Genomic DNA, 21,160 nt, shown 5'->3' on the forward strand with positions numbered 1-21,160 from the left:
CCCGGCGGGGCGAAAACCGATCGATATCGAGCAGAAAGTTGACGCTCCTAGCGTCGTGCCGGCAGCCCGGCGGGCATCGCGTTGGCCCGCGCCCACCCCCACCCGAGGAGATCCCGACGCATGCACGCACAGACGAGCGGACACCCCGTGACCGGGGACGACGTGCGGGGACAGCTGGCGGAACTGCGGCGGTGCCACCCCGAGTTGCACGCCCTCACCGACCCGCGGCGGATCGCCGCCTGGGAGGCGGCCAGGGACGCCGCCCCGCCGCGGCACGACGACTTCGGCGCGGACGGCGAGGGCAGCCGGGGCGTGGAGTACGTGCAGGCCCAGACCCTCAACCGGCGGGCCCGCGAGACCGGGATCAGGAAGCTCCTCGGCTTCGCCGACACCGCCCGCCGCACGCCGCACGGCGAGCGGCCCGTCCTGGTCGACCTGCTGGGCGGCGACGGACTGGTCCGCAAGGTCTGCGAGGACCTGGGCATCGGCGACTTCAACATCCTCACCTGCGACGCGTCCCCCCACATGGTGACGACGGCGTGGGCGGCGGGCGTGCCCGCCCTGCTCCAGCGCGCCGAGCAGCCGCTGCTGCGCGACGGCAGCGTGGACGCCGTACTGCTGGCCTACGGCTCGCACCACGTGCCGCCCTCCGACCGCCAGACGGTGGCCACCGAGGCACGCCGGATGCTCCGCCCCGGCGGCACGTTCGTCCTGCACGACTTCCTCGTCGGCTCCCCGGTGGACGTCTGGTTCGAGGAGGTCACCGACGTGTACTCGGCGACCGGCCACAAGTTCCTGCACTTCACCCGGGACGAGATCGACGGTTACCTGGAGAAGGCCGGCTACGACCACCGCGAGGTCGTGGAGATCGACGACCCGTACACCGCCGTCGGCGCCACCCCCGAGGAGGCCGAGCTGGAGATCGGCCGGTACCTGCTCAACATGTACGGGCTGGTCAAGGTCTTCGAGGGCCGCACCGAGACCGAGGCGTACCGCTGGGTGGCAGAGACCGCGAAGGCCGTCTTCCGCTACCCGGACGCGCCCGAGGGCCTCACCTCCAGCGTGCTGCGCCGGGAGGAGGCCACCGGCGGGTGGCGCGTCACCGTCCCGCGGCGCGCCGTCGTCGGAGTGGGCCGGGTCTCCTCCGCCGCCGGGAAGGCGGCATGACCACCCACGCCGCCGGGGCCGGGGCGCGCACGGCGTACGCACCGGACCCGCACGAGGCGGCCGAGGCGGCCCGCGCCACCGTCCCGGACCGCTCCGCCGCCGCGGCACTGGCCCGGGAACACGACGTCATCCCGCTCCACCAGGAGTTCCTGGACGACGCCATCAGCCCCGTCACCGCCTTCTCCCAGCTGTGCGGACCGGACGAGGCGGGCTTCCTGCTGGAGAGCGTGCCCGTCTCCGGCGGGGTGGCACGCTATTCGTACGTCGGCCACCGCCCCGTCCCGCTGGACCTGCCCGGCGGCGACCCGCTGACCGCGCTGCGCGGCTTCCTGGCCCGGTCCGCGGCACCCGTGCGGGGACTGCCGCCGTTTTACGGCGGGATCGTCGGCTACCTCGGCTACGAGGCGGCCCGCCACTTCGAGGACCTCCCCGTCGCCGCCGGCCCGCCGCCCGGCCTGCCCGAGTCCGCCTTCCTGGCCGCCGACGACCTCGTCGTCTTCGACCACGCGACAAGGCGGGTCCTGCTGATGACCCTGTACCGTCCGGCCCGGGAGTCCTACGACGACGCCGTCGCCCGGATCACGCACCTCAACCGCAGGCTGCGCGAGGCGGACCGGCCCGCCGGGTTCGCCGGCCGGCCGCTCGCCGCGGCCGTACCGGCGGACAGCGGGACGGACGGCTGGACCTCCAACCTCACCGAGGCGGAGTTCACGGACCGCGTCGCCCGCGCCCGCGAGCACATCGCGGCCGGCGACGCCTTCCAGATCGTGCTCTCCCGGCGGCTCAGCAGACCCCTGCGCGCCGCACCGCTCGACCTGTACCGGCACCTGCGTGCCACCAATCCCTCGCCGTACATGTACCACCTGAGCCTCGGCGGCGGCCGGCACATCATCGGCGCCTCGCCCGAACTCCTCGTCAAGGCGACCGGCCGCACGGTACGCACCCGGCCCCTGGCCGGCACCCGGCCCCGGCACCCCGACCCCGCCGAGGACCTGCGGCTGGAGCGGGAACTGCTCGCCGACGAGAAGGAGCGCGCCGAACACGTGATGCTGGTCGACCTCGGCCGCAACGACCTGGGCCGGGTCACCGAACCCGGCACCGTCCGGGTGGAGCGGCTGATGCGGGTCGAGCGCTTCTCCCACGTGATGCACCTGTCGTCCACCGTCGCCGGGCACCTCGCACCGGGCCGGGACGCGCTGGACGCCCTGCGCTCCGCCTTCCCCGCCGGCACCCTCTCCGGGGCGCCCAAGATCCGGGCCATGGAGATCATCGCCGAGCTGGAGCCCGAGCGGCGCGGCGTGTACGGCGGCGCCCTCGGCTTCGTCGGCGCGGACGGCCTGACCGACTTCGCCATCGCGCTGCGCACCATGGTCGTCGCCGACGGGCAGGTGCACGTGCAGGCGGGCGCCGGGATCGTCGCCGACTCCGACCCCGCCGCCGAGTTCCACGAGACGCTGCACAAGTCGCGGGCGATGCTCACGGCCGTACGGCGGGCGGAGGCCGGGACATGAGCGCCCCGCACGGAACCCGCCCGGGCGCCGGGCCGCGCGTCGCGGTCGTCGACAACTACGACTCGTTCACCTACAACCTCGTCCACTACGTCGCCGAACAGGGCGGCCGGCCCACGGTCTTCCGCAACGACGCCGTCGGCCTCGCCGACCTCGCCGCGTTCGACCTGCTGCTGCTCTCGCCCGGTCCCGGCACGCCGGACGAGGCGGGGATCTGCGTCGAAGCGGTCCGCGCACTCGGCACCCGGCTGCCGATCCTCGGCGTCTGCCTGGGCCACCAGAGCATCGCCGCGGCCTTCGGCGGCTCGGTGGTGCGCGGCGAACAGGTGCACGGCAAGGCATCCGCGGTGCACCACGACGGCAGCGGCGTCCTGGCCGGCCTGCCCGACCCGTTCACCGCCACCCGGTACCACTCACTCGTGGTCGAGCCCACCGGTCTGCCGGACGAACTGGTCGTCACCGCCCGCACGGCGGACGGCACGATCATGGGCCTGCGCCACCGCGAGCACCCCGTCCACGGGGTGCAGTTCCACCCGGAGTCGGTGCTCAGCCCCGAGGGCAAGCAGCTGATCGCGAACTTCCTGGAGTGCGCTGATGATTGAGTCCCTGAGAACACTCGTGCGGCGCCCCCTCACCGAGGGCGAGGCCGCCGAGGCGATGCGCGTGATCATGCGCGGCGAGGCCACCGCGGCCCAGATCGCCGGATTCGCGCTGGCCGTCACGGTACGCGGCGCGTCCGTCGACGACCTGGTCGGCATGGCCCGCGCCGCCCAGGAGTTCGCCACGCCCGTGCCGTGCGAGGGCGACCTGCTCGACACCTGCGGAACCGGCGGCGACGGGCTGAACACCTTCAACATCTCCACCGCGTCCGCGATCGTCGCCGCCGCCTGCGGGGTACGGGTCGCCAAGCACGGCAACCGCAGCGCCTCCTCCGCATGCGGCAGCGCCGACGTGCTGGAGGAACTGGGCATCCGCATCGACCTCGGCGCCGAGGAGGCCGCGGCCTGCCTGGACCGCGCCGGGATCACCTTCCTGTTCGCCCCGGTCTTCCACCCGGCCTTCCGGCACACGGCGGGCCCGCGCCGGGAACTGGGCACGCGGACCGTCTTCAACCTGCTCGGGCCGCTGTGCAACCCGTCGGGCGCCCGGCTGCGCACCCTGGGCGTGCCGAGCCGCGAGCTGGTGGAACCGATGACCGAGGTCCTCGACCGGCTCGGCGTCACCAGCGCACTGGTCTTCCACAGCGAGGACGGCATGGACGAACTGAGCACCGGCGCACCGGCCCACATGGTCGAGCTGCGCGACGGCCGCCGCACCACCCACCGTTTCGACCCAGCCGACCACGGACTGGCCAGGTCCCGGCCCGGCGACCTGGCCGGCGGCGACCGCGCCGTCAACGCGGCCGTCGTCCGCCGCGTCCTGGCCGGTGAACGCGGCCCCGCACGGGACGTCGTCCTGCTCAACGCCGCCGCCGCGCTGCGCGTCGCCGGCCTGGCCGGCACCTGGCCCGACGCGCTGCGGCTCGCCGGGACCGCCGTGGACGACGGCGCCGCCGCCGACCTGCTCGACCGCTGGACCCGCGCCTCCTGGCAGAGCGCGGACGCGGACCTGGAGGTGCCGGCATGAGCGGCATCCTCACCACCCTCGTCGCCGCCGCGGAACTCCAGACGCGCCGCCGCCGCGCGGCACGTCCCGAGGCGGAACTGGCGGACCTGGCCGCCGCCGCACCCCCGGCCCGGGACTTCGCCGCCGCACTGCGCGAACCGGGCCTCGCGGTCATCGCCGAGATGAAGCCCCGCAGCCCCTCCAAGGGGCCGCTCACCGACGACTACCGCCCCGCCGAGCTGGCCCGCGCCTACCGGGACGGCGGCGCGCACGCCCTGTCGGTGCTCACCCACGAGGCCGGGTTCGGCGGCAGCCCCGAACACCTGCCCGTCGCCCGCGCCGCCTGCGATCTGCCCGTGCTGCGCAAGGACTTCGTCACCGACGAGTACCAGATCCTGGAGGCCCGCGCGCTCGGCGCCGACGCCCTGCTGCTGATCGTCGCCGCGCTGAGCCCGGAGCGGCTGGCCGAACTCCTCGCCCACACCCGGGCCCAGGGCATGGAGGCGCTGGTCGAGGTGCACGACGAGCGGGAGGTGGACGTGGCGCTCGCGGCGGGCGCCGACGTCATCGGCGTCAACCACCGCGACCTGCGGGACTTCTCGATCGACCGGACCCTTTCGGCCCGGCTGCGCGGGCGGGTGGGCACCGGACGCGTCATGGTCGGGGAGAGCGGAGTCCGCGGCGCGGCGGACGCCCGTGCGCTGGAAGGGGCCGGGGTCGACGCGGTCCTGGTCGGAGAACTGCTCATGCGGGCCGGGGATCCCGGTGCCACGATCAAGGAACTGGTCGGATGACGGCGAGCGACACCCACACGACACGACGGGCGGTCCCGGACGGGGCCCGGACGGCGGGCGGCGGTGGACGGGGCGCGTGGAGCCCGGACTCGTGGCGCGGCCGCCCGGCCGCCCAGCAGCCGGACTGGCCCGACCCCGAGGAGCTGCGCGGGGTGGAGAACACCCTCGCGCTGCGGCCGCCCCTGGTGCTCCCCGAGGAGATCCTCGACCTGCGCCGCTCCCTGGCCCAGGTCGCCGCCGGGGAGGGCTTCCTGCTCCAGGCGGGCGACTGCGCGGAACGGTTCGGCTCCTGCACCGAGGCCGGGGTGCGCGGCAAGCTGCGGGTGATCCTCCAGGTGGCCATCCTGCTCACCTACGGATCCGGGCTGCCGGTGGTCAAGGTGGGCAGGATCGCCGGCCAGTTCGGCAAGCCCCGCAGCCGCCCCACGGAGACCGTCGACGGCGTCGAACTGCCCGCGTTCCGCGGCGACATCGTCAACCGGCCCGAGTTCACCGCCGAGGCCCGCCGCCCGGACGCCGGACGGCTGCTGAGCGCCTACCACCACGCCTCGGCGGCCCTGAACGTGCTGCGCGCGCTGACCCTGGGCGGCTACGCCGACCTGGGCCAGGTGCACGACTGGAACCAGGAGTTCGTCCGGCGCAGCGCCGCCGGACAGCGGTACGAGAAGGCCGCCGACGACATCACCTGGGCCCTGAGGTTCATGTCCGCGTGCGGCGTGGACACCCGCTCCCAGGCGGCCCTGCACCAGGTGCAGCTCTACACCTCGCACGAGGCGCTGCTGCCCCAGTACGAGCAGGCGCTGATCCGCTACGACGAGAAGCGGCGCGGCTGGTTCGACACCAGCGCCCACATGCTGTGGATCGGCGACCGCACGCGGGCGCTCGACGGGGCGCACGTGGAGCTGCTGGCCGGGGTGGACAACCCGGTCGGCGTCAAGGTGGGCCCGTCCACGGGCGCCGACGACCTGCGCGAGCTGTGCGAACGGCTCGACCCGGACCGCGCCCCGGGCAGGCTCGTCCTGATCAGCCGGCTCGGCGCCGGACGCGGAGCGGAACTGCTGCCGCCGCTGCTGCGGGCCGTGCGGGACGCCGGGCACACCCCGGTGTGGGCCTGCGACCCCATGCACGGCAACACCTTCGTCTCGGAGAGCGGCTACAAGACCCGCCGCCTGTCCGACATCACCACCGAGGTGGCCGAGTTCTTCGCCGCGCACCGCGAGGAGGGCCTGCACCCGGGCGGCATCCACCTCGAACTCACCGGCGACGACGTCACCGAATGCCTCGGCGGCGACCTGGACGAGGTGCTGGACACCCACCTGGCCAGCCGCTACGAGACCGCCTGCGACCCTCGGCTGAACGCCGCCCAGTCCATCGAACTCGCCTTCCGTGTGGCGGAGTTCCTGCGGGAGCAGCGCAGCGGGGCCTGAGCCGTACTGCCGAAGGTAAGTTCCGCGCCTGACGAACGCCAGGTGTGGCGCGGGGGACGGTCTCCGTACCCTCGTGCGCAGGGCCTGAAATTCCCCCGCAGGCTCCGTTCGAACCGGCCCGGGGGCGGCGGTCCGACCTCTGCGGACCGCCGCCCCCGGGCCGCCGCCGTTTCCGCCGGGTCAGACGGCGGGCACCCGGCAGAAGCGCCCCGCCACCCGCAGTTCGGTCTCGATGAGGTCCGCCGTGCGCCGCAGCTCCGGCAGGATCCGCGTCACGCATTCCTCCGCCGTCCACCGTGCCGCGTGCATCGCCACGTTCACGGCGGCCACCACGCGTCCCGTACGGTCCCGCACCGGGACCGCGACGGCGCGCAGCCCGGCCTCCAGCTCCTCGTCGACCAGGGCGTGGCCCCGCGCCCGCACCTCCCGCAGCACGTCGGACGGTGTCCCGGCGCCGTCCGGCCGTCCGGCCAGCAGCACGCGCCCCAGCGCGGTCGCGTACGCGGGCAGCCGGGCACCGACCGTGACCCGGGCGCTCAGCACGCGGCCGGTGGACGCCCGGGCCGTGTACTGGATCTCCTCGCCCGTCTCCGACAGGACGGCCAGCGCCGCCGACTCGTGGACGCGGCCGGCCAGCGCGGTCAGGTGCGGCTGGGCGATCTCGGGCAGGGACGTGCGGGAGAGCGGCGGGAAGCCGAGGGACAGCACCCGGGGGGTGAGCGCGAACGCCCGGTCGGGCGCCGGTGCCACCAGCCCCGCGTGCTCGTAGGTGATCAGGGCCCGGCGGGCGGTCGCGCGGGCCAGGCCGGTGGCCTTCGCGACCTCGGTGAGGGTCAGCGCCGGGCGGCCCTCGCCGAAGGCGGTCAGCACGGTCAGCCCGCGGGCCAGCGACTCGACGAACTCCCGGCCCAGCTCCTGCTTGGACGCACCTGTCCAGGTGGCCAGGCCGGACGGCTGCGGCCCCGGTTCCGCCGGCGGCGCGGTGCGCAGGTCGTCCTCCATCGCGGCGACCGCGGCGCGCAGCCGGGGGAGCAGGGCGGCCCGCAGGTCCGGTGCCGTGTGGCGGCTGGTGTGGCTCACCACGCTCGCCACGCAGGCCACCCGTCCGGTGCCGGGATCGCGCACCGGGACCGAGACCGCCACCAGGCCCGGCTCGATCAACTGGTCGTCCAGCGCCCAGCCTTCGCCCGCCGCCCGCTCCGTGCGCCGCTCGAAGTCCTCGTCCGGGGTGCCGTGTTCGCGCGGCGGTACGTGGGAGAAGCCGCGGTCCTCCGGGTCGGCCGCCCGGCGCCGGCGCCAGCGCTGCCAGTCGGCCGGCGTCCACTCGGCGGCGAACAGCGGTCCCGGCGCGGTGCGTTCGGCGGGGAGGAGGTCGCCGATGCGGAAGCTCAGGGACATCGCGCGGCGGCGGGTGGCCTGGTGGATGAAGCGGATGCCGTCCCGGTCGCCGACCGCCAGCGACACCGACTCGTCCAGTTCGTCGGCGAGGGCGTCGGCGCGGGCGGCCAGCAGGCCGGGCAGGCGGAGCGCGGCGAGGTAGGCGTTGCCGAGTTCCATCAGCCGGGGGGCGAGGGACACGTCGCGGCCGTCCAGGCGGACGTATCCCACGCGGGCGAGGGTCGCGATGAGGCGGTCGACGGTGGACCGGGCCAGTCCGGTGGCCTTCTCCAGCGCGCTGAGGCTGAGCGCGCCGCCGTCCGCCTCGGTCAGCCGGCGCAGCACGGCGATCCCGCGCAGCAGCGGCGCCACCGCCTCGTCCGGCACGGGGGCGGCCCCGTCGGGTGCGACGGCGTTCGTGGTGTTGGCGGGCATCGGCTCTCCGGGACGGCGTTCGCGGCAGGGCTACGTTAATCCCGCCCGCCGCGGGTGATCCGCACCCGGTGGTCGCCGTTCCCGTCCGCGGCCGACACCTTGATCGTGACGTCCCGGGCCGGATCCTCGAAGGTCTCGCCCGGGGTGAAGGCGGCGTCGGAGAGTTCGGCGTGGACGTTCGGGCCGCGGGTGCAGCCGCCGCTGTCGCGCTGGGAGTCGTAGACCTTCACCGGGCCCATGCCGGTGTCGACGTCCGCGTCCACCTTGTAGACCAGGACGCCCGGCCGGCACACCGTCTCGTCGTTGCCCGCCTGGGTGCGCAGCTCCACCGCGTAGCCGGACTCGCCGTCCAGCGGGACGACCACCAGCTTGTCGCCGCCCTTGCGGGCCAGCGGCGTCAGCGTGTACTCGGTCGTCCCGGAATCGGCGGCGCAGTGCACCTGGGAGGGGTCGAGCCAGCCCAGCTTCCACTTGTGCCAGCCGAGGAGGTCGTTGTTGGCGCCCCAGTCCTCGCTCATGATGTCCCAGTGCCCGACCGCGCCCCCGCCCTCCTGGGTGTAGAGGTCGGGGAGTCCGAAGACATGGCCGTTCTCGTGCGGCAGCACCCGGTAGCCGGTCTCGTCGTAGGAGCCGGAGCCGTCGTCCTGGCGGGAGTAGACGAAGGACGCGTTGGCCACCGGGACGCCGTCGGCGACCGGGGCGTCGGCGTTCCCGGCGAAGGTCACGGACAGCACGGTGTCCAGGGCGGACGGGCCCGCGTTCGGGGTGACCAGCACGTTCAGCAGGTCGTAGGAGCGGAAGTCGACCTCCGGGTCGGCCGTCGCCACGAGGTCCTGGACCAGTGTGCGGTAGCCGGGTTCGAAGGGGGCGCCGCGCTCTATGGCGTACTCCGCGAACGACTTCGGCATCCGCAGCCAGTCCCGTACGGGGGTCTCGGGGCGGTAGTCGAGGCGGCCGTAGGAGCTGGTGCGGAACCACTCCTCGGTCTTCGGGAAGAACTCCGCGAACCGGTCGAGTGCCTCGCCCTCGCCGGGCGCGTCGGAGAAGTCGACCATCAGGTTCAGGGCCCGGACGGTGCCGGTCGAGGGGGCGTAGCCGGCGGAGGTCGGGACGCCCTCGGACATCTGGATCTCGGGTCCACCACTGATCATGCAGGGGCCGTGCGCGGAGGAGCGGGAGAGGGCGGCCGGTCCGGCGCCCGCGGGCGCGGTGCCCGGCGCGAGGCCGCCGGTGCTCGCCGAGGTGCTGAGCGCGAGGGTCAGGACGCCGACGGTCCCGATCGCGGCCAGCCGGCGCGGACGTATGCGTCGGCTCGGCGGCTGCGCCTGCATGCGGACCTCCCCGCTTCACGGCAGCCGCCCGGCACCGGCTGCGCTCCTGCGCTCACCCTGTGCCGCGGGGTGTGCGGGCGCGCGCTGGAGCGGCCGATCGTGGGTTTCTCGCCGGTAGCTTCCGTCCGGGGGACGGGCGTTGGGGGCTCACGGAGGGTGAGGAGCGGCTTCCTCGCGGTGTTGTGACTCAGGTCACGGTGTTTCTTCTCGGGTCCGGGAAATAACCGGGGATCGTTTCCCCGTTTAGCCGTGTGTCCGAGCGAAGCGGGGACTGTCTCCCCGGATCGCGAACCCCACGCCAAGGAGTACGCCGTGCAGACCGCGACCCCCGAGCAGCGCAAGGTGCCCCGGCCCCGTGCCGACGCTCTGCGCAACCGGGAGCGGATCGTCACCGCCGCCCGGGAGATGTTCGTCGAGCACGGCCCCGAGGTGCCGCTCGACGAGATCGCCCGCCGGGCCGGCGTGGGCAACGCCACGGTGTACCGCAACTTCCCCGACCGCGACGCCCTCGTCCGCGAGGTCGTCTGCTCGGTCATGGATCGCACGGCACGGGCGGCCGAGCTGGCCCTCGCGGAGACCGGTGACGCGTTCGAGGCGCTGGAGCGCTTCGTGCACGCCTCCGCCGACGAGCGGATCAGCGCCCTGTGCCCGATGGTCTCCAGCACGTTCGACCAGCACCACCCCGACCTGGAAGCGGCGCGCGAACGGGTCGAACGACTCGTCGCCGAGGTCATGGACCGGGCGAAGGCGGCCGGTCAGCTCCGTAACGACGTGGGCGTGGGCGACCTGATGATCGCCGCAGCCCAGCTGAGCCGGCCCCCGGCCGGTACGGGGTGCCTGAGCGCCGACCGGTTCGTCCACCGCCATCTCCAGCTGTTCCTGGACGGACTGCGGGCACCGGCCCGCTCCGTCCTGCCCGGCAGCGAAGTGACCATGGAGGATCTGCGCCGGCCCTGCGACCAGTAGCACCACTGCTTCCAGTACCAGTAGCACCACTGCTTCCAGCAACTGTGCGACACCCGACCCTCCGGCCGTCGCCGTAGGTCAGTCGTCCCTTTACTCACCTTTATCCGTCACGAAGTCCCGAAGTGGGTATCCCCATGTCTGAAACAGCCGTCAAGGCTCCCGGCGTCCCGGACGCCGGACGCTGGAAAGCGCTCGTCTTCATCGCGCTCGCCCAGCTGATGGTGGTCCTCGACGCCACCATCGTGAACATCGCCCTGCCCTCCGCCCAGCAGGACCTCGGCATCTCCGACGGCAACCGGCAGTGGGTCGTCACGGCCTACGCCCTCGCCTTCGGCGGTCTGCTGCTGTTCGGCGGCCGGATAGCCGACCTGTGGGGCCGCAAGCGCACCTTCGTCACCGGCCTGGCCGGCTTCGCCGTGGCCTCGGCGCTCGGCGGCGCAGCCACCAACGAGGCGATGATGTTCGGCTCCCGCGCCCTCCAGGGTGTCTTCGGCGCCCTGCTCGCGCCCGCCGCGCTCTCCCTGCTCGCCGTGATGTTCACGGACGCCAAGGAGCGCGCCAAGGCCTTCGGCATCTACGGCGCGATCGCCGGTGGCGGCGGCGCCGTGGGTCTGATCCTCGGCGGTTTCCTCACCGAGTACCTGAACTGGCGCTGGACGTTCTTCGTCAACATCCCGTTCGCCATCGTCGCCGCGGCCGGTGCCTACCTGGTCATCCGTGAGCCCCAGGGCGGCCGCAACCGCTCGCCGCTCGACATCCCCGGCGTGATCCTCTCCACCCTCGGCCTGGTCTCGCTCGTCTACGGCTTCACTCGCGCCGAGTCCAACGGCTGGAGCGACGCGCTGACCGTCGGCATGTTCGTCGCCGCTGCCGTGCTGCTGCTCACCTTCGTGATCGTCGAGTCGAGGGTCAAGGCCCCGCTGCTGCCGCTGCGCGTGATCACCGAGCGCAACCGCGGCGGGATCTACCTCTCGCTGGGCCTGGCGATCATTGCGATGTTCGGCCTGTTCCTCTTCCTGACCTACTACCTCCAGGTCGTGAAGGGCTACACGCCGGTGAAGACCGGCTTCGCCTTCCTGCCGATGATCGCGGGCATGATCACCGGCTCCACCCAGATCGGCACCCGCCTGATGACCCGGGTCGCGCCCCGGCTGCTGATGGGTCCGGGCTTCCTGGTCGCCGCCGTCGGCATGCTGCTGCTGACCCAGCTGGAGATCAACACCTCCTACGCCGGTGTGCTGCTGCCCGGCATGCTCCTGCTCGGCCTCGGCATGGGTACGGCGTTCATGCCGGCCATGTCCATGGCCACCATGGGCGTGGAGGCGCGGGACGCCGGTGTCGCCTCGGCGATGGTCAACACCTCGCAGCAGGTGGGCGGCGCGATCGGTACGGCGCTGCTGAACACCATCGCGGCCTCGGCCACCACGTCCTACGTCGCCGACCACATCGGCGGCGCGACCTCCCGGTCCCAGCAGCAGCTGGTCCAGCTCCAGGGCCAGGTGCAGGGCTACACCAGTGCCATCTGGTTCGCCGTCGGCATCCTGGTGGCGGCGGCCGTCATCGCCCTGACCTTCATCAACGCCGGACGCCCGGGCGGCACCACCGTCACCGGGTCGGCCGCCGGCGACGGGGTCGAGGACGAGCTGCCGGTGCCGGTCGTCGCCCACTGACGCCGGACCCGGTACCCGCTCGGGCCCTTCGTTCCATCCGTGTGCGGGGGGAGGGGACGCCCTCCGCACACGGCTCCCAGGACCTGCCCCGGCCGCGCGTTCAGCGCAGCCAGGGCAGGTCCGCACCCGCTTCGCTCGGCTGAAGTCCCTCGGCGACGATCCGCATGATCTCGCCGAGGGACTTCTGCTGTTCGGGGGTGAGCCGGTCGAAGACGGCCTGGCGCACGGCGTCCACGTGGCCCGGAGCGGTCCGGCTCAGCACCGCGTACCCCTCGTCCGTGAGGATGGCGAACTGGCCGCGCTTGTCGGAGGGGCAGTCCTCGCGGCGGACCCAGCCGTTCTTCTCCAGCCGGGCCACCGCGTGCGAGAGCCGGGAGCGGGTGATCTTCGCGTACCGGGCCAGCTCCGTCATCCGCAGCCGCCGCCGCGGGGACTCGGCCAGTTTGACCAGCAGGCCGTAGTAGACGTGGGGCATGCCCGCGTCGCGCTGGAGCTGCCGGTCGAGGTGGTCCTCCAGGAGGGTGGCGGCCTCGATGTAGGAGCGCCAGACGAGCTGCTCCTCGTCGGTGAGCCAGCGGGGTTCGTCGTTCATGGTCCCACTCTACGAAACTACTTCTTGAAAGTTAAACAAATCCGGGATAGATTGACGTCGAGTAGAGATTGAGAGTTCAAGTATCTGGAGCCGTCATGACCGCCGCCACGCAGGAGCGCATGCCCGCCCTCTACCTCAGTCACGGCGCCCCGCCGCTCGCCGACGACCCGGTCTGGCCCGGCGAACTCGCCGCGTGGGCCGCCGGACTGCCCCGGCCGAAGGCGATCCTCGTCGTCTCCGCCCACTGGGAGGAATCCCCGCTCGCCCTCGGCGCCACCACGACCCTGCCCCTGGTGTACGACTTCTGGGGCTTCCCCGAGCACTACTACCGGGTGCGCTACGAGGCCCCAGGCGCCCCCGCGCTGGCCGAGTCGGTCCGCAAGCTGCTGCGCGCCCCCGGCACGCCCGTCCAGGACGTCCCCGACCGCGGCCTCGACCACGGCGCCTACGTGCCGCTCGTCGAGATGTACCCCGACGCCGACATCCCGGTCCTCCAGGTCTCCATGCCGACCCTCGACCCGGAACGGCTGATGGAGACCGGCCGCAGGCTCGCGCCGCTGCGCGACGAGGGCGTGCTGATCATCGGCTCCGGCTTCTTCACCCACAACCTGGCCGCGCTGCGCCAGGGCGGGGTGCCCTCCTGGTCCGCGGAGTTTGACGACTGGGGCCGGCGCGCGCTGGAGGACGGGGACGTGGACGGGCTGCTCGACTTCACCCGCAAGTCCCCGGCGGGGCGGCTCGCCCACCCGCGCACCGAGCACTTCGCGCCCCTGTTCGTGACCATGGGGGCCGCCGACGCGGCCGGTGAGCTGGACCTGCGCCGGTCGGTGATCGACGGGTTCTGGATGGGGCTGGCCAAGCGGTCCGTGCAGTTCGGCTGAGTGACGCGCGGGGCGGGGCTACAGCGGCTTCTCGTACCAGGCCACGTCCCAGTAGCGGCCGAACTTGCGGCCCACCTCGCGGTAGGTGCCGACGTGCCGGAAGCCGAAGCGCGCGTGCAGCCGGGCCGACGCCTCGTTGGGCTGGGCGACGCCCGCGTAGGCGCGGTGCAGGTCCTCACCGGCCAGCGCCTCGAAGAGGGACGTGTAGAGCAGCGTGCCCACGCCCCGGCCGCCGGCGCCCGGGGCGACGTAGACGGTGGTCTCCACCGAGGTCCCGTAGGCGGGCTTGGCCCGGTAGGGGCTGGAGGTGGCGTACCCCAGGATCTCCTGTGAGTCCGCGTCCGTGGCAACCCTCAGCCGGTACGGGCCGTCTTCAGGGTGGGAGAGCAGCCAAGGGCGGCGCTCTTCCACCGTGAAGGGCTCGGTGTCGAACGTGATGGGCGTCTCACACACCTAGTGGTTGTAGAGGTCGGTGAGTGCCTTGAGGTCGTCCTCGACTCCCGGTCTGACCTGGACGTCCTTACGTGCCGTCGGCATCTCGCCACCTCCTGTGGCGGCACAGGGTACTGCATGATCAGAAAAATCGAGGGACGGGTTGGGAATTCTGTCCGGATTCCAGTCGTTGTTTCCATCGGATGCAGGGCACCCGAGGAGAGTCCCCCACAGTGCTGAGCGTCCACCGGATCACTCGCTGAACCACCATCGCAAGGGAGCACGCATGGCAACCCGTGCCGTCGCCCGTCGTAAGTCCGCCACCGGCGAGACCTCCGGCGCGGCAACCAGCGTCCGCGCCAACGGCGGAGAGCTCGCCGACCGCGATCTGGTCGGCATGTACCTCGACGAGATCGCGCGTACGCCGCTGCTCGACGCCGCCAAGGAGGTCGAGCTGTCCCAGACCATCGAGGCCGGTGTCTTCGCGCGACAGGTCCTCGAAGGCTACGAGGAGACCGGGGCGGATGCCACCCGTGAGGAACTCCAGGCCCTGATCGACGAGAGCGAGCGGGCGAAGGACGTCTTCATCCGGTCCAACCTCCGCCTGGTCGTCGCGGTCGCCCGCCGCTACCCGCGCAGCGGACTGCCGCTCCTCGACCTGATCCAGGAGGGCAACGCCGGCCTGGTCCGCGCGGTCGAGAAGTTCGACTACCGCAAGGGCTTCAAGTTCTCGACCTACGCGACCTGGTGGATCCGTCAGGCCATCACCCGGTCCATCGCCGACCAGTCGCGCACCATCCGCCTGCCCGTCCACCTGGTGGAGGAGCTGGGCCGGATCCGCCGCGTGCAGCGCGAGTTCAACCGCGAGCACGGCCGCGAGCCGGAGCCCGCCGAGATCGCGGCCGAGCTGGGCTCGACCCCGGAGCGCGTCACCGACGTGCTCGACTGGGCCCGCGACCCGGTCTCGCTGAACATGTCGGTGGACGACGAGGGCGAGACCCAGTTCGGCGACCTGCTGGAGGACACCTCCGCCGTGTCGCCCGAGCAGTCGGTGCTGACCCTGCTGCGCAGCGAGGAGCTGGACGACCTCATCGGCCGCCTCGACCCGCGCACCGCCTCCATCATCAAGATGCGGTACGGCATCGTCGACGGCCGCGAGCGCACGCTGACCGAGGTCGGCAAGGAGCACGGCCTCACCCGTGAGCGCATCCGGCAGATCGAGAAGCACGCGCTGCTCGAGCTGAAGAAGCTGGCCCGTTCGACCGGCTTCGAGGCGGCGGCGTAGCGTCGGCGCGTGACGCGGGGGCGTGACGTGGCGCGTGGGGCGCACGCCGGTGGCCGAACCCCGCGCAAACATGGCCGTACAACGCTGCTTCAACCCGCGGGGGCCCGGGAAAAAGAACTCCGGGCCCACCCGCAGGCGGCCCGAACCACCGGACCGCCGCCCCTTGAGGACCACGTCCCGACGCACTCCCCCCGGTGCCGGGACTTTCCCGAGCCGGGCTCGGCGCCCCTCCCCCCGGGGTGCCGCAGCCCGGCTCCCTCCTTTGTCCGCGAGCCGTCGTGAGTCGTCGCGAGCCGTCAGTGACGGGCCGGAGAGCCGAAGCGGGCCGGCGGGACACCCCGAACCTGAACCCCGGGGTGGCCCGCCGAATGGCAGATTCTGCCACAGCGGCATAGCCTGCCGAAGTGAGCAGCACCATCCCCGCATACCCCGACCCCGGGTCGGGACCGGTCTCCCTGACCGAACGGCGCAAGGCCGAGACCCGTATGGAGATCGCCCGCGCGGCGGCCCGCCTCTTCGTCGGACAGGGCCTCAGAGCCACCCGGGCCGAGGACATCGCCCGCGCCGCCGGAATCGCCCCGCGCACCTTCTACCGCTACTTCGCGGCCAAGGAGGAGGCCGTCGCCCCGCTGTACGCCCTCGGCGCCGAGCGCTGGGTGCGGGCGGTCCGCGACGCCCCGGCCGAGCTGTCCCCGCCAGAGGCGCTGGAACACGCCGTCCGGCACACCCTGACCCCCGGCGCCGGAGTCTCGGCCGCCTCCTGGGAGTGGGCCCGCACCCTGATCCGCCTGGCCGGGAGCAGCCCGGCGCTGCGCAAGGTGTGGGCGGAGGTCTGCCACAGCACGGAACGCGGACTCGTGGAGGCGCTGGCCGCGCGGATGTCCGGCGGCGACGACAACGTTGCCGAGCGCCTCGCCTCCGCGCCCCGGCTCCACTTCGCGGCGGCCGTGGCGGGGGCCGCCGTGCGCGTCGCCGTGGAGCACTGGGCGACGTCCGGCGAGACGGCCCGCAGCCCTCTGGACCAGGCCCTGCGAAACCTGGAAACCCTGCGGGACTTCCCGTGGGAGGACGGGGAGGACGGGGAGGACGAGCCGCCGGTGCGGGCGTGAGCCGGGCGGGCGCCCGGTGGTGGAGCTTCGGCCCCGGGCGGACGCCGCGCCGTCGCAGGCGTGCGGTCCGGGGGAGGCGCCCTATCCGATGCGCGGGCGGCTCCGGTGCGTCGCCGGGGCCGCCGCCCGCCTCATCCCGCGCCGGACGGCGCTGCCCGCCCCAGTCGCTCCCCCAGTTCCCTTACCCGGTCCACCAGTTCCGCCGGCTGCCGGACCCGGAACTCCAGCCCCGTCATCGCCAGCCGCACCGCCATCCACTCCGGCGCGTCGGACACCGTCGCCCGCAGGACGCACGACGTGCCGCCGTCCACCGCCTCCGGCGCCCCGAGCCAGTGCGGCAGCCGGGCCGCGACGGTCTCGGGCGCTTCGAGGAAGAGGACCTCGATCCCGTACGAGTCGTTGCGCCGCTGCATCGAGCGCCGCAGGTATTCGGCCGCGTCCCCGGTCGGCAGCTCCCGGGGCGTGAACCGGGCGCCGGTGGCGAAGGGGTCGCTGACCCGGTCGACCCGGAAGGTCCGCCAGTCGTCGCGGTCGAGGTCGTAGGCGATCAGGTACCAGCGGCGTCCCGTCGACACCAGCCGGTACGGCTCCGTCACGCGCCGCGACTCGGTGCCGTCGCCCGTGCGGTAGGCGAACCGCAGCCGCTCGTGTCCGGCCACCGTCGAGGCCATGACGGTCAGTGTGCCGGGCGCGATGCTCGGACCGTCCCCGCTGGTCAGCGGCGTGGTCGCGGCCTGCAGGGTGGTCACCCGGTGCCGGAGCCGGGACGGCAGCACCTGCTCCAGCTTGGCCAGCGCCCGCACCGACGCCTCGTCCAGTCCCTCGACCGCGTGCCCGGCGCCGGCACGCAGCCCGACCGCGATGGCCACCGCCTCCTCGTCGTCGAGGACGAGCGGCGGCATCGCCTTGCCGGCCACCAGCCGGTAGCCGCCGTCCGTGCCCATGGTGGCCTGCACGGGATAGCCCAGCTCGCGCAGCCGGTCGATGTCGCGCCGGACCGTGCGGCGGGAGACCCCGAGCCGGTCGGCCAGCTCGCCGCCGGGCCATTCGCGGGGCGTCTGGAGGAGGGAGAGGAGCGTCAGCAGCCGGGCCGGAGTGTCCGTCGTCATGGCACCGAGGATGCCGCACATCTAGGACGTGATCCGTCCTACTGCCGCCCTAACTTCCACGCATGACCTTCTCGCAGACCCCGGACACGCCACCCGCCCCGTCCGCTTCACCCGCCCCGCCCGCGGGCGACCGCCGCCGCTGGTTCGCCCTCGCGATCGTGATGACCGCGGCCTTCATGGACCTGGTCGACGTCACCATCGTCAACATCGCGATCCCGTCGATCCAGCGGGACGAGGGCGCCTCCGTCAGCCAGATCCAGTGGATAACGGCCGGCTACGCCCTCGCCTTCGCCGCCGGTCTGATCACCGGCGGACGGCTCGGCGACATCCACGGCCGCAAGCGGGTGTTCCTCATCGGCATCGCCGGGTTCACCCTGGCGTCCGCGCTGTGCGGTCTGGCGGCGAACCCGGAGATGCTGGTCGCCTCCCGCATCCTCCAGGGCGCCATGGCGGCGCTGATGGTGCCGCAGGTCCTGTCGATCGTGCACGCCACCTTTCCCGCGCACGAACGCGGCAAGGTCTTCGGCCTGTTCGGCGCGATCGTCGGACTCGGCGCGGTCTCCGGCCCGCTGCTGGGCGCGCTGCTCACCGAGTGGAACCTCTTCGGCCTCGAGTGGCGGCCCATCTTCCTCATCAACCTGCCGGTCGGCATCGCGGGACTCGTCCTCGGCAGCCGCTTCATCACGGAGTCCAGGGCGCCGCGCGCCCTGCGGCTCGACCTGGTCGGGGTCGCCCTGGTCACCCTCGGCATGCTGATGCTGGTCTACCCGCTCACCCGCGGTGAGGAGCTGGGCTGGCCGCTGTGGGGGTACCTGTCGATGGCCGGCTCGCTCGTGGTCCTCGCGGTGCTGGTGGCGTACGAGCGGCGAAAGAGCGCGCGGGACGGCTCGCCGCTGGTCGAGCTGTCGCTGTTCAGGGTGAAGAGCTTCGCGGCCGGTATCGCCGTGCAGACCGTCTTCGGCATCGCGCTCGGCGTCTTCTTCCTGGTGTGGACGCTGTACATGCAGGTGGGACTCGGCTGGACCGCGCTGCGGGCCGGGCTGACCGGGGTGCCGTTCTCGATCGCCGTCTCGGTGGCGGCCGGGGTGTCGGTGCAGTTGCTGGTCCCGCGCTTCGGACGCAAGGTGCTCCAGGCGGGCGCGCTGGTGATGGCGGCCGGAGTGCTGCTCTACATCTGGGAGTCCGAGCGCTACGGCCTCGGCATCGCCTCCTGGCAGATGGCGCTGCCGCTCACCGTGATGGGCGTCGGCATGGGCCTGATCGTCGCGCCGCTGACCGACGCGGTGCTGTCCCAGGTGCCGCGTGAGCACGCCGGGGCCGCGTCCGGGCTCATCAACACCGTGCAGCAGATGGGCAACGCGCTCGGCCTCGGCCTGGTGTCGGTGGTCTTCTTCGGCACGATGAGCGACCACCTCACCCCCGCCCGCCTGGGCCCGGCCTACGCGGACGCCTTCCAGAACGCGCTGGGCTGGGTGGCCGGGGTGATGGCCGTCATCTTCCTGCTGATGTTCGCGCTGCCCAAGCGGCCCGCGCAGCACGTGGAAGGGGCCGAGGCGGCGGAGCCGGCGCAGGAGAAGGAGCCCGCGCTGCTCTGAGCCCGGCCGTCCCGGCCTCCGCCGCTCATGCCCGTTCATGCCCGAGCGTGTCCGAACACCTGTGTTTCTCTGTTTACATTCCGGAAGACCGGGGTTAGCCTCCCGGGAGAAACCACAGGTTCGGGCAGAGTTCGGAGGTGAACGGTCATGTACGCAGCGGAGCGGCAGCAGGAGATCCTCCGGCTCGCCCGGGACAGTGGCCGGGTGGACGTGGTGTCGCTCGCCGAGGAGTTCCAGGTGACGGCGGAGACCATCCGCCGCGACCTCACGGCGCTGGACCGCGCCGGACTGCTCCGCCGGGTGCACGGCGGCGCGATCCCGGCCGGGCGGCTCGACTTCGAGCCCGACCTCGCCGAGCGCGAGTCCACCGCCGCCGACGAGAAGGACCGGATCGCCAAGGTGGCCCTGGCCGAACTGCCCACCGACGGCACGCTGATCCTCGACGCCGGCTCGACGGTGGCCCGCATCGCGGCGGCGATCCCGGCGGAGAGCTCGCTGACCGTCGTCACCCACAGCCTGCCCATCGCCGCCCGCCTCGCCGACCACCCCGGCATCCAGCTCCACCTGGTCGGCGGCCGGGTCCGGCACCGTACCCGCGCCGCCGTGGACGCCTGGGCGCTGCGCGCGTACGGCGAGATCCGCGCCGACGTCACGGTGGTGGCGGCCAACGGCTTCTCCGCCGAGTACGGACTGACCACCCCCGACCTCGCCGAGGCCGCCGTCAAGCGGGCCGCCGTGGCCGCCGCCCGCCGCGCGGTGCTGGTCGCCGACTCCTCGAAGTACGGCCAGGAGCACTTCGCCCGCTTCGGCGCCCTGCACGACGTGGACCTGCTGATCACCGACAGCGGGCTGAGCCCCGAAGACGCGGGCGACGTCGAGCGCGCCGGCACGGAAGTGGTGCGCGCATGATCCTCACCGTCACCCCCAACCCGTCCCTGGACCGCACCTACGAGGTCCCCTCGCTCGACCGCGGCGAGGTCGTCCGCGCCACGGGCGAGCGCGTGGACCCGGGCGGCAAGGGCGTGAACGTCTCGCGGGCGGTGGCGGCGGCCGGCCGGCGCACCGTCGCGGTACTGCCGCTCGGCGGGGCGCCGGGAGCGCTGGTGGCCGACCTGCTGGACGCCCAGGGCATCGAGGTCGCCCCGGTGCCGATCGCCGGGGCCACCCGCTCCAACATCGCGCTCGCCGAGGCCGACGGCGTCCTGACGAAGATCAACGCACCGGGCCCCGAACTGTCCGCGGCCGAACGAGAACTGCTCCTGGAGACCGTACGGAGCCAGTCGCCCGGCGCCGACTGGATCGCCTGCTGCGGCAGCCTGCCCCGCGGCCTCGCCCCCTCCTGGTACGCCGAGTTGGTCGCCCGGGCGCACGCCGCCGGAGCCCGCATCGCCCTGGACACCTCGGGACCCGCCCTGCTCCAGGCTCTGCGCGAGCGGCCCGACGTGGTCAAGCCGAACGCCGAGGAACTCGCGGAGGCCGTCGGACGCCCCCTCGCCACGGTCGGCGACGCCGTGAAGGCGGCCGAGGAACTGCGGGAGCTGGGCGCCCGGTCCGTGCTCGCCAGCCTGGGCGCCGACGGGCAACTGCTCGTGGCCGAGGAGGGCACCTGGTTCGGCACCGCCCGCGTGGACGCCGTACGCAGCAACGTGGGCGCCGGCGACTCCTCCCTCGCCGGATTCCTGATCGCCCGGGGAGCGGGGCCCGGCGCCCTCGCCTCCGCCGTCGCGCACGGCGCCGCCGCCGTCCGGCTGCCGGGCAGCGTGATGCCGGCGCCGGAGGACCTGGATCCGTCCGCCGTGACGGTCACCACCGAGGTGCCGACGGACCGCGCACTGCGGGAGCCGGCGTCATGACCCCCGGCACCCCCGACCCCGTTC

The 21,160-nt window shown here is 73.3% G+C and carries 18 protein-coding genes and 1 pseudogene; 14 read left to right on the forward strand and 5 right to left on the reverse strand.

The features are described 5' to 3' along the window. The first annotated feature begins 120 nt into the window (after window positions 1-120). The 6 genes from ACGF3J_RS13455 to ACGF3J_RS13480 are packed head-to-tail and all read left to right on the forward strand — an operon-like array spanning window position 121 to window position 6,501. On the forward strand, window positions 121-1,167 hold the full coding sequence (locus ACGF3J_RS13455) for a class I SAM-dependent methyltransferase (protein WP_393854144.1): 1,047 nt from the start codon (window positions 121-123) through the stop codon (window positions 1,165-1,167). Further along, a complete protein-coding gene (locus ACGF3J_RS13460; RefSeq protein WP_393854145.1) occupies window positions 1,164-2,678 on the forward strand; it encodes an anthranilate synthase component I family protein in 1,515 nt (504 codons plus the stop codon). The genes ACGF3J_RS13455 and ACGF3J_RS13460 overlap by 4 nt, the downstream gene beginning before the upstream one ends. Next, a complete protein-coding gene (locus ACGF3J_RS13465) occupies window positions 2,675-3,277 on the forward strand; it encodes an aminodeoxychorismate/anthranilate synthase component II (RefSeq protein ID WP_161326726.1) in 603 nt (200 codons plus the stop codon). The genes ACGF3J_RS13460 and ACGF3J_RS13465 overlap by 4 nt, the downstream gene beginning before the upstream one ends. A 16-nt stretch (window positions 3,278-3,293) precedes the next feature. Then, a complete protein-coding gene (trpD, locus tag ACGF3J_RS13470; RefSeq protein WP_393854181.1) occupies window positions 3,294-4,301 on the forward strand; it encodes an anthranilate phosphoribosyltransferase in 1,008 nt (335 codons plus the stop codon). After that, the gene (gene trpC / locus ACGF3J_RS13475; RefSeq protein ID WP_161326725.1) at window positions 4,298-5,074 is read left to right on the forward strand and encodes an indole-3-glycerol phosphate synthase TrpC; all 777 of its coding nucleotides are present in this window, start codon (window positions 4,298-4,300) and stop codon (window positions 5,072-5,074) included. Before trpD ends, trpC begins: the two co-directional genes overlap by 4 nt. Then, on the forward strand, window positions 5,071-6,501 hold the full coding sequence (locus tag ACGF3J_RS13480; RefSeq protein ID WP_393854146.1) for a class II 3-deoxy-7-phosphoheptulonate synthase: 1,431 nt from the start codon (window positions 5,071-5,073) through the stop codon (window positions 6,499-6,501). The genes trpC and ACGF3J_RS13480 overlap by 4 nt, the downstream gene beginning before the upstream one ends. A gap of 180 nt (window positions 6,502-6,681) precedes the next feature. Here ACGF3J_RS13480 and ACGF3J_RS13485 read toward each other — a convergent pair whose 3' ends face one another. Both ACGF3J_RS13485 and ACGF3J_RS13490 read right to left on the reverse strand, forming a co-directional pair. Further along, window positions 6,682-8,313, reverse strand: coding sequence for an IclR family transcriptional regulator C-terminal domain-containing protein (locus ACGF3J_RS13485; protein ID WP_393854147.1), 1,632 nt, complete (start codon window positions 8,311-8,313; stop codon window positions 6,682-6,684). Window positions 8,314-8,348: 35 nt separating this feature from the next. After that, window positions 8,349-9,644 carry a M6 family metalloprotease domain-containing protein gene (locus ACGF3J_RS13490; RefSeq protein ID WP_393854148.1) on the reverse strand — a complete coding sequence of 432 codons (1,296 nt, stop codon included), beginning with the start codon at window positions 9,642-9,644 and terminating at the stop codon, window positions 8,349-8,351. A gap of 312 nt (window positions 9,645-9,956) precedes the next feature. Between ACGF3J_RS13490 and ACGF3J_RS13495 the strand changes: the two genes are divergently transcribed. Together ACGF3J_RS13495 and ACGF3J_RS13500 are read left to right on the forward strand one after the other, a co-directional pair. Next, complete coding sequence (locus tag ACGF3J_RS13495) at window positions 9,957-10,610, forward strand: TetR/AcrR family transcriptional regulator (RefSeq protein WP_161326721.1); 654 nt, start codon at window positions 9,957-9,959, stop codon at window positions 10,608-10,610. Between the two features lie 134 nt (window positions 10,611-10,744). Beyond that, on the forward strand, window positions 10,745-12,280 hold the full coding sequence (locus tag ACGF3J_RS13500) for an MFS transporter (RefSeq protein ID WP_161326720.1): 1,536 nt from the start codon (window positions 10,745-10,747) through the stop codon (window positions 12,278-12,280). A 100-nt stretch (window positions 12,281-12,380) separates the two neighbouring features. Here ACGF3J_RS13500 and ACGF3J_RS13505 read toward each other — a convergent pair whose 3' ends face one another. After that, entirely contained in the window at window positions 12,381-12,872 is a 492-nt protein-coding gene (locus ACGF3J_RS13505) for a MarR family winged helix-turn-helix transcriptional regulator (RefSeq protein ID WP_161326719.1), read from the reverse strand. Between the two features lie 95 nt (window positions 12,873-12,967). Between ACGF3J_RS13505 and ACGF3J_RS13510 the strand changes: the two genes are divergently transcribed. Further along, on the forward strand, window positions 12,968-13,753 hold the full coding sequence (locus tag ACGF3J_RS13510; RefSeq protein WP_161326718.1) for a dioxygenase: 786 nt from the start codon (window positions 12,968-12,970) through the stop codon (window positions 13,751-13,753). Window positions 13,754-13,771: 18 nt separating this feature from the next. On the opposite strand, the pseudogene ACGF3J_RS13515 reads toward ACGF3J_RS13510, so the two are convergent. After that, window positions 13,772-14,290: pseudogene (locus tag ACGF3J_RS13515) on the reverse strand (GNAT family N-acetyltransferase). 181 nt (window positions 14,291-14,471) lie between these two features. Between ACGF3J_RS13515 and ACGF3J_RS13520 the strand changes: the two are divergent. Both ACGF3J_RS13520 and ACGF3J_RS13525 read left to right on the forward strand, forming a co-directional pair. Then, on the forward strand, window positions 14,472-15,470 hold the full coding sequence (locus ACGF3J_RS13520; RefSeq protein WP_161326716.1) for an RNA polymerase sigma factor RpoD/SigA: 999 nt from the start codon (window positions 14,472-14,474) through the stop codon (window positions 15,468-15,470). A gap of 404 nt (window positions 15,471-15,874) precedes the next feature. Then, window positions 15,875-16,579 carry a TetR/AcrR family transcriptional regulator gene (locus tag ACGF3J_RS13525; protein ID WP_393854149.1) on the forward strand — a complete coding sequence of 235 codons (705 nt, stop codon included), beginning with the start codon at window positions 15,875-15,877 and terminating at the stop codon, window positions 16,577-16,579. Window positions 16,580-16,710: 131 nt separating this feature from the next. Here the strand turns inward: ACGF3J_RS13525 and ACGF3J_RS13530 are convergent, their stop codons facing one another. Continuing rightward, window positions 16,711-17,688, reverse strand: a complete 978-nt coding sequence (locus tag ACGF3J_RS13530; protein ID WP_393854150.1) for a helix-turn-helix transcriptional regulator — start codon at window positions 17,686-17,688, stop codon at window positions 16,711-16,713. 62 nt (window positions 17,689-17,750) lie between these two features. On the opposite strand from ACGF3J_RS13530, the gene ACGF3J_RS13535 reads away from it, so the two are divergent. The 3 genes from ACGF3J_RS13535 to pfkB all read left to right on the forward strand — a co-directional run bounded on the left by ACGF3J_RS13535 (window position 17,751) and on the right by pfkB (window position 21,136). Continuing rightward, a complete protein-coding gene (locus ACGF3J_RS13535) occupies window positions 17,751-19,283 on the forward strand; it encodes an MFS transporter (protein ID WP_161332081.1) in 1,533 nt (510 codons plus the stop codon). A gap of 147 nt (window positions 19,284-19,430) precedes the next feature. Next, a complete protein-coding gene (locus tag ACGF3J_RS13540; RefSeq protein WP_393854151.1) occupies window positions 19,431-20,192 on the forward strand; it encodes a DeoR/GlpR family DNA-binding transcription regulator in 762 nt (253 codons plus the stop codon). Continuing rightward, on the forward strand, window positions 20,189-21,136 hold the full coding sequence (pfkB, locus tag ACGF3J_RS13545) for a 1-phosphofructokinase (protein ID WP_161332079.1): 948 nt from the start codon (window positions 20,189-20,191) through the stop codon (window positions 21,134-21,136). Before ACGF3J_RS13540 ends, pfkB begins: the two co-directional genes overlap by 4 nt. The last annotated feature ends 24 nt before the right edge of the window (window positions 21,137-21,160 follow it).

The sequence above is a fragment of the Streptomyces sp. NPDC048171 genome (assembly GCF_043202655.1).
Taxonomy (GTDB): domain Bacteria; phylum Actinomycetota; class Actinomycetes; order Streptomycetales; family Streptomycetaceae; genus Streptomyces.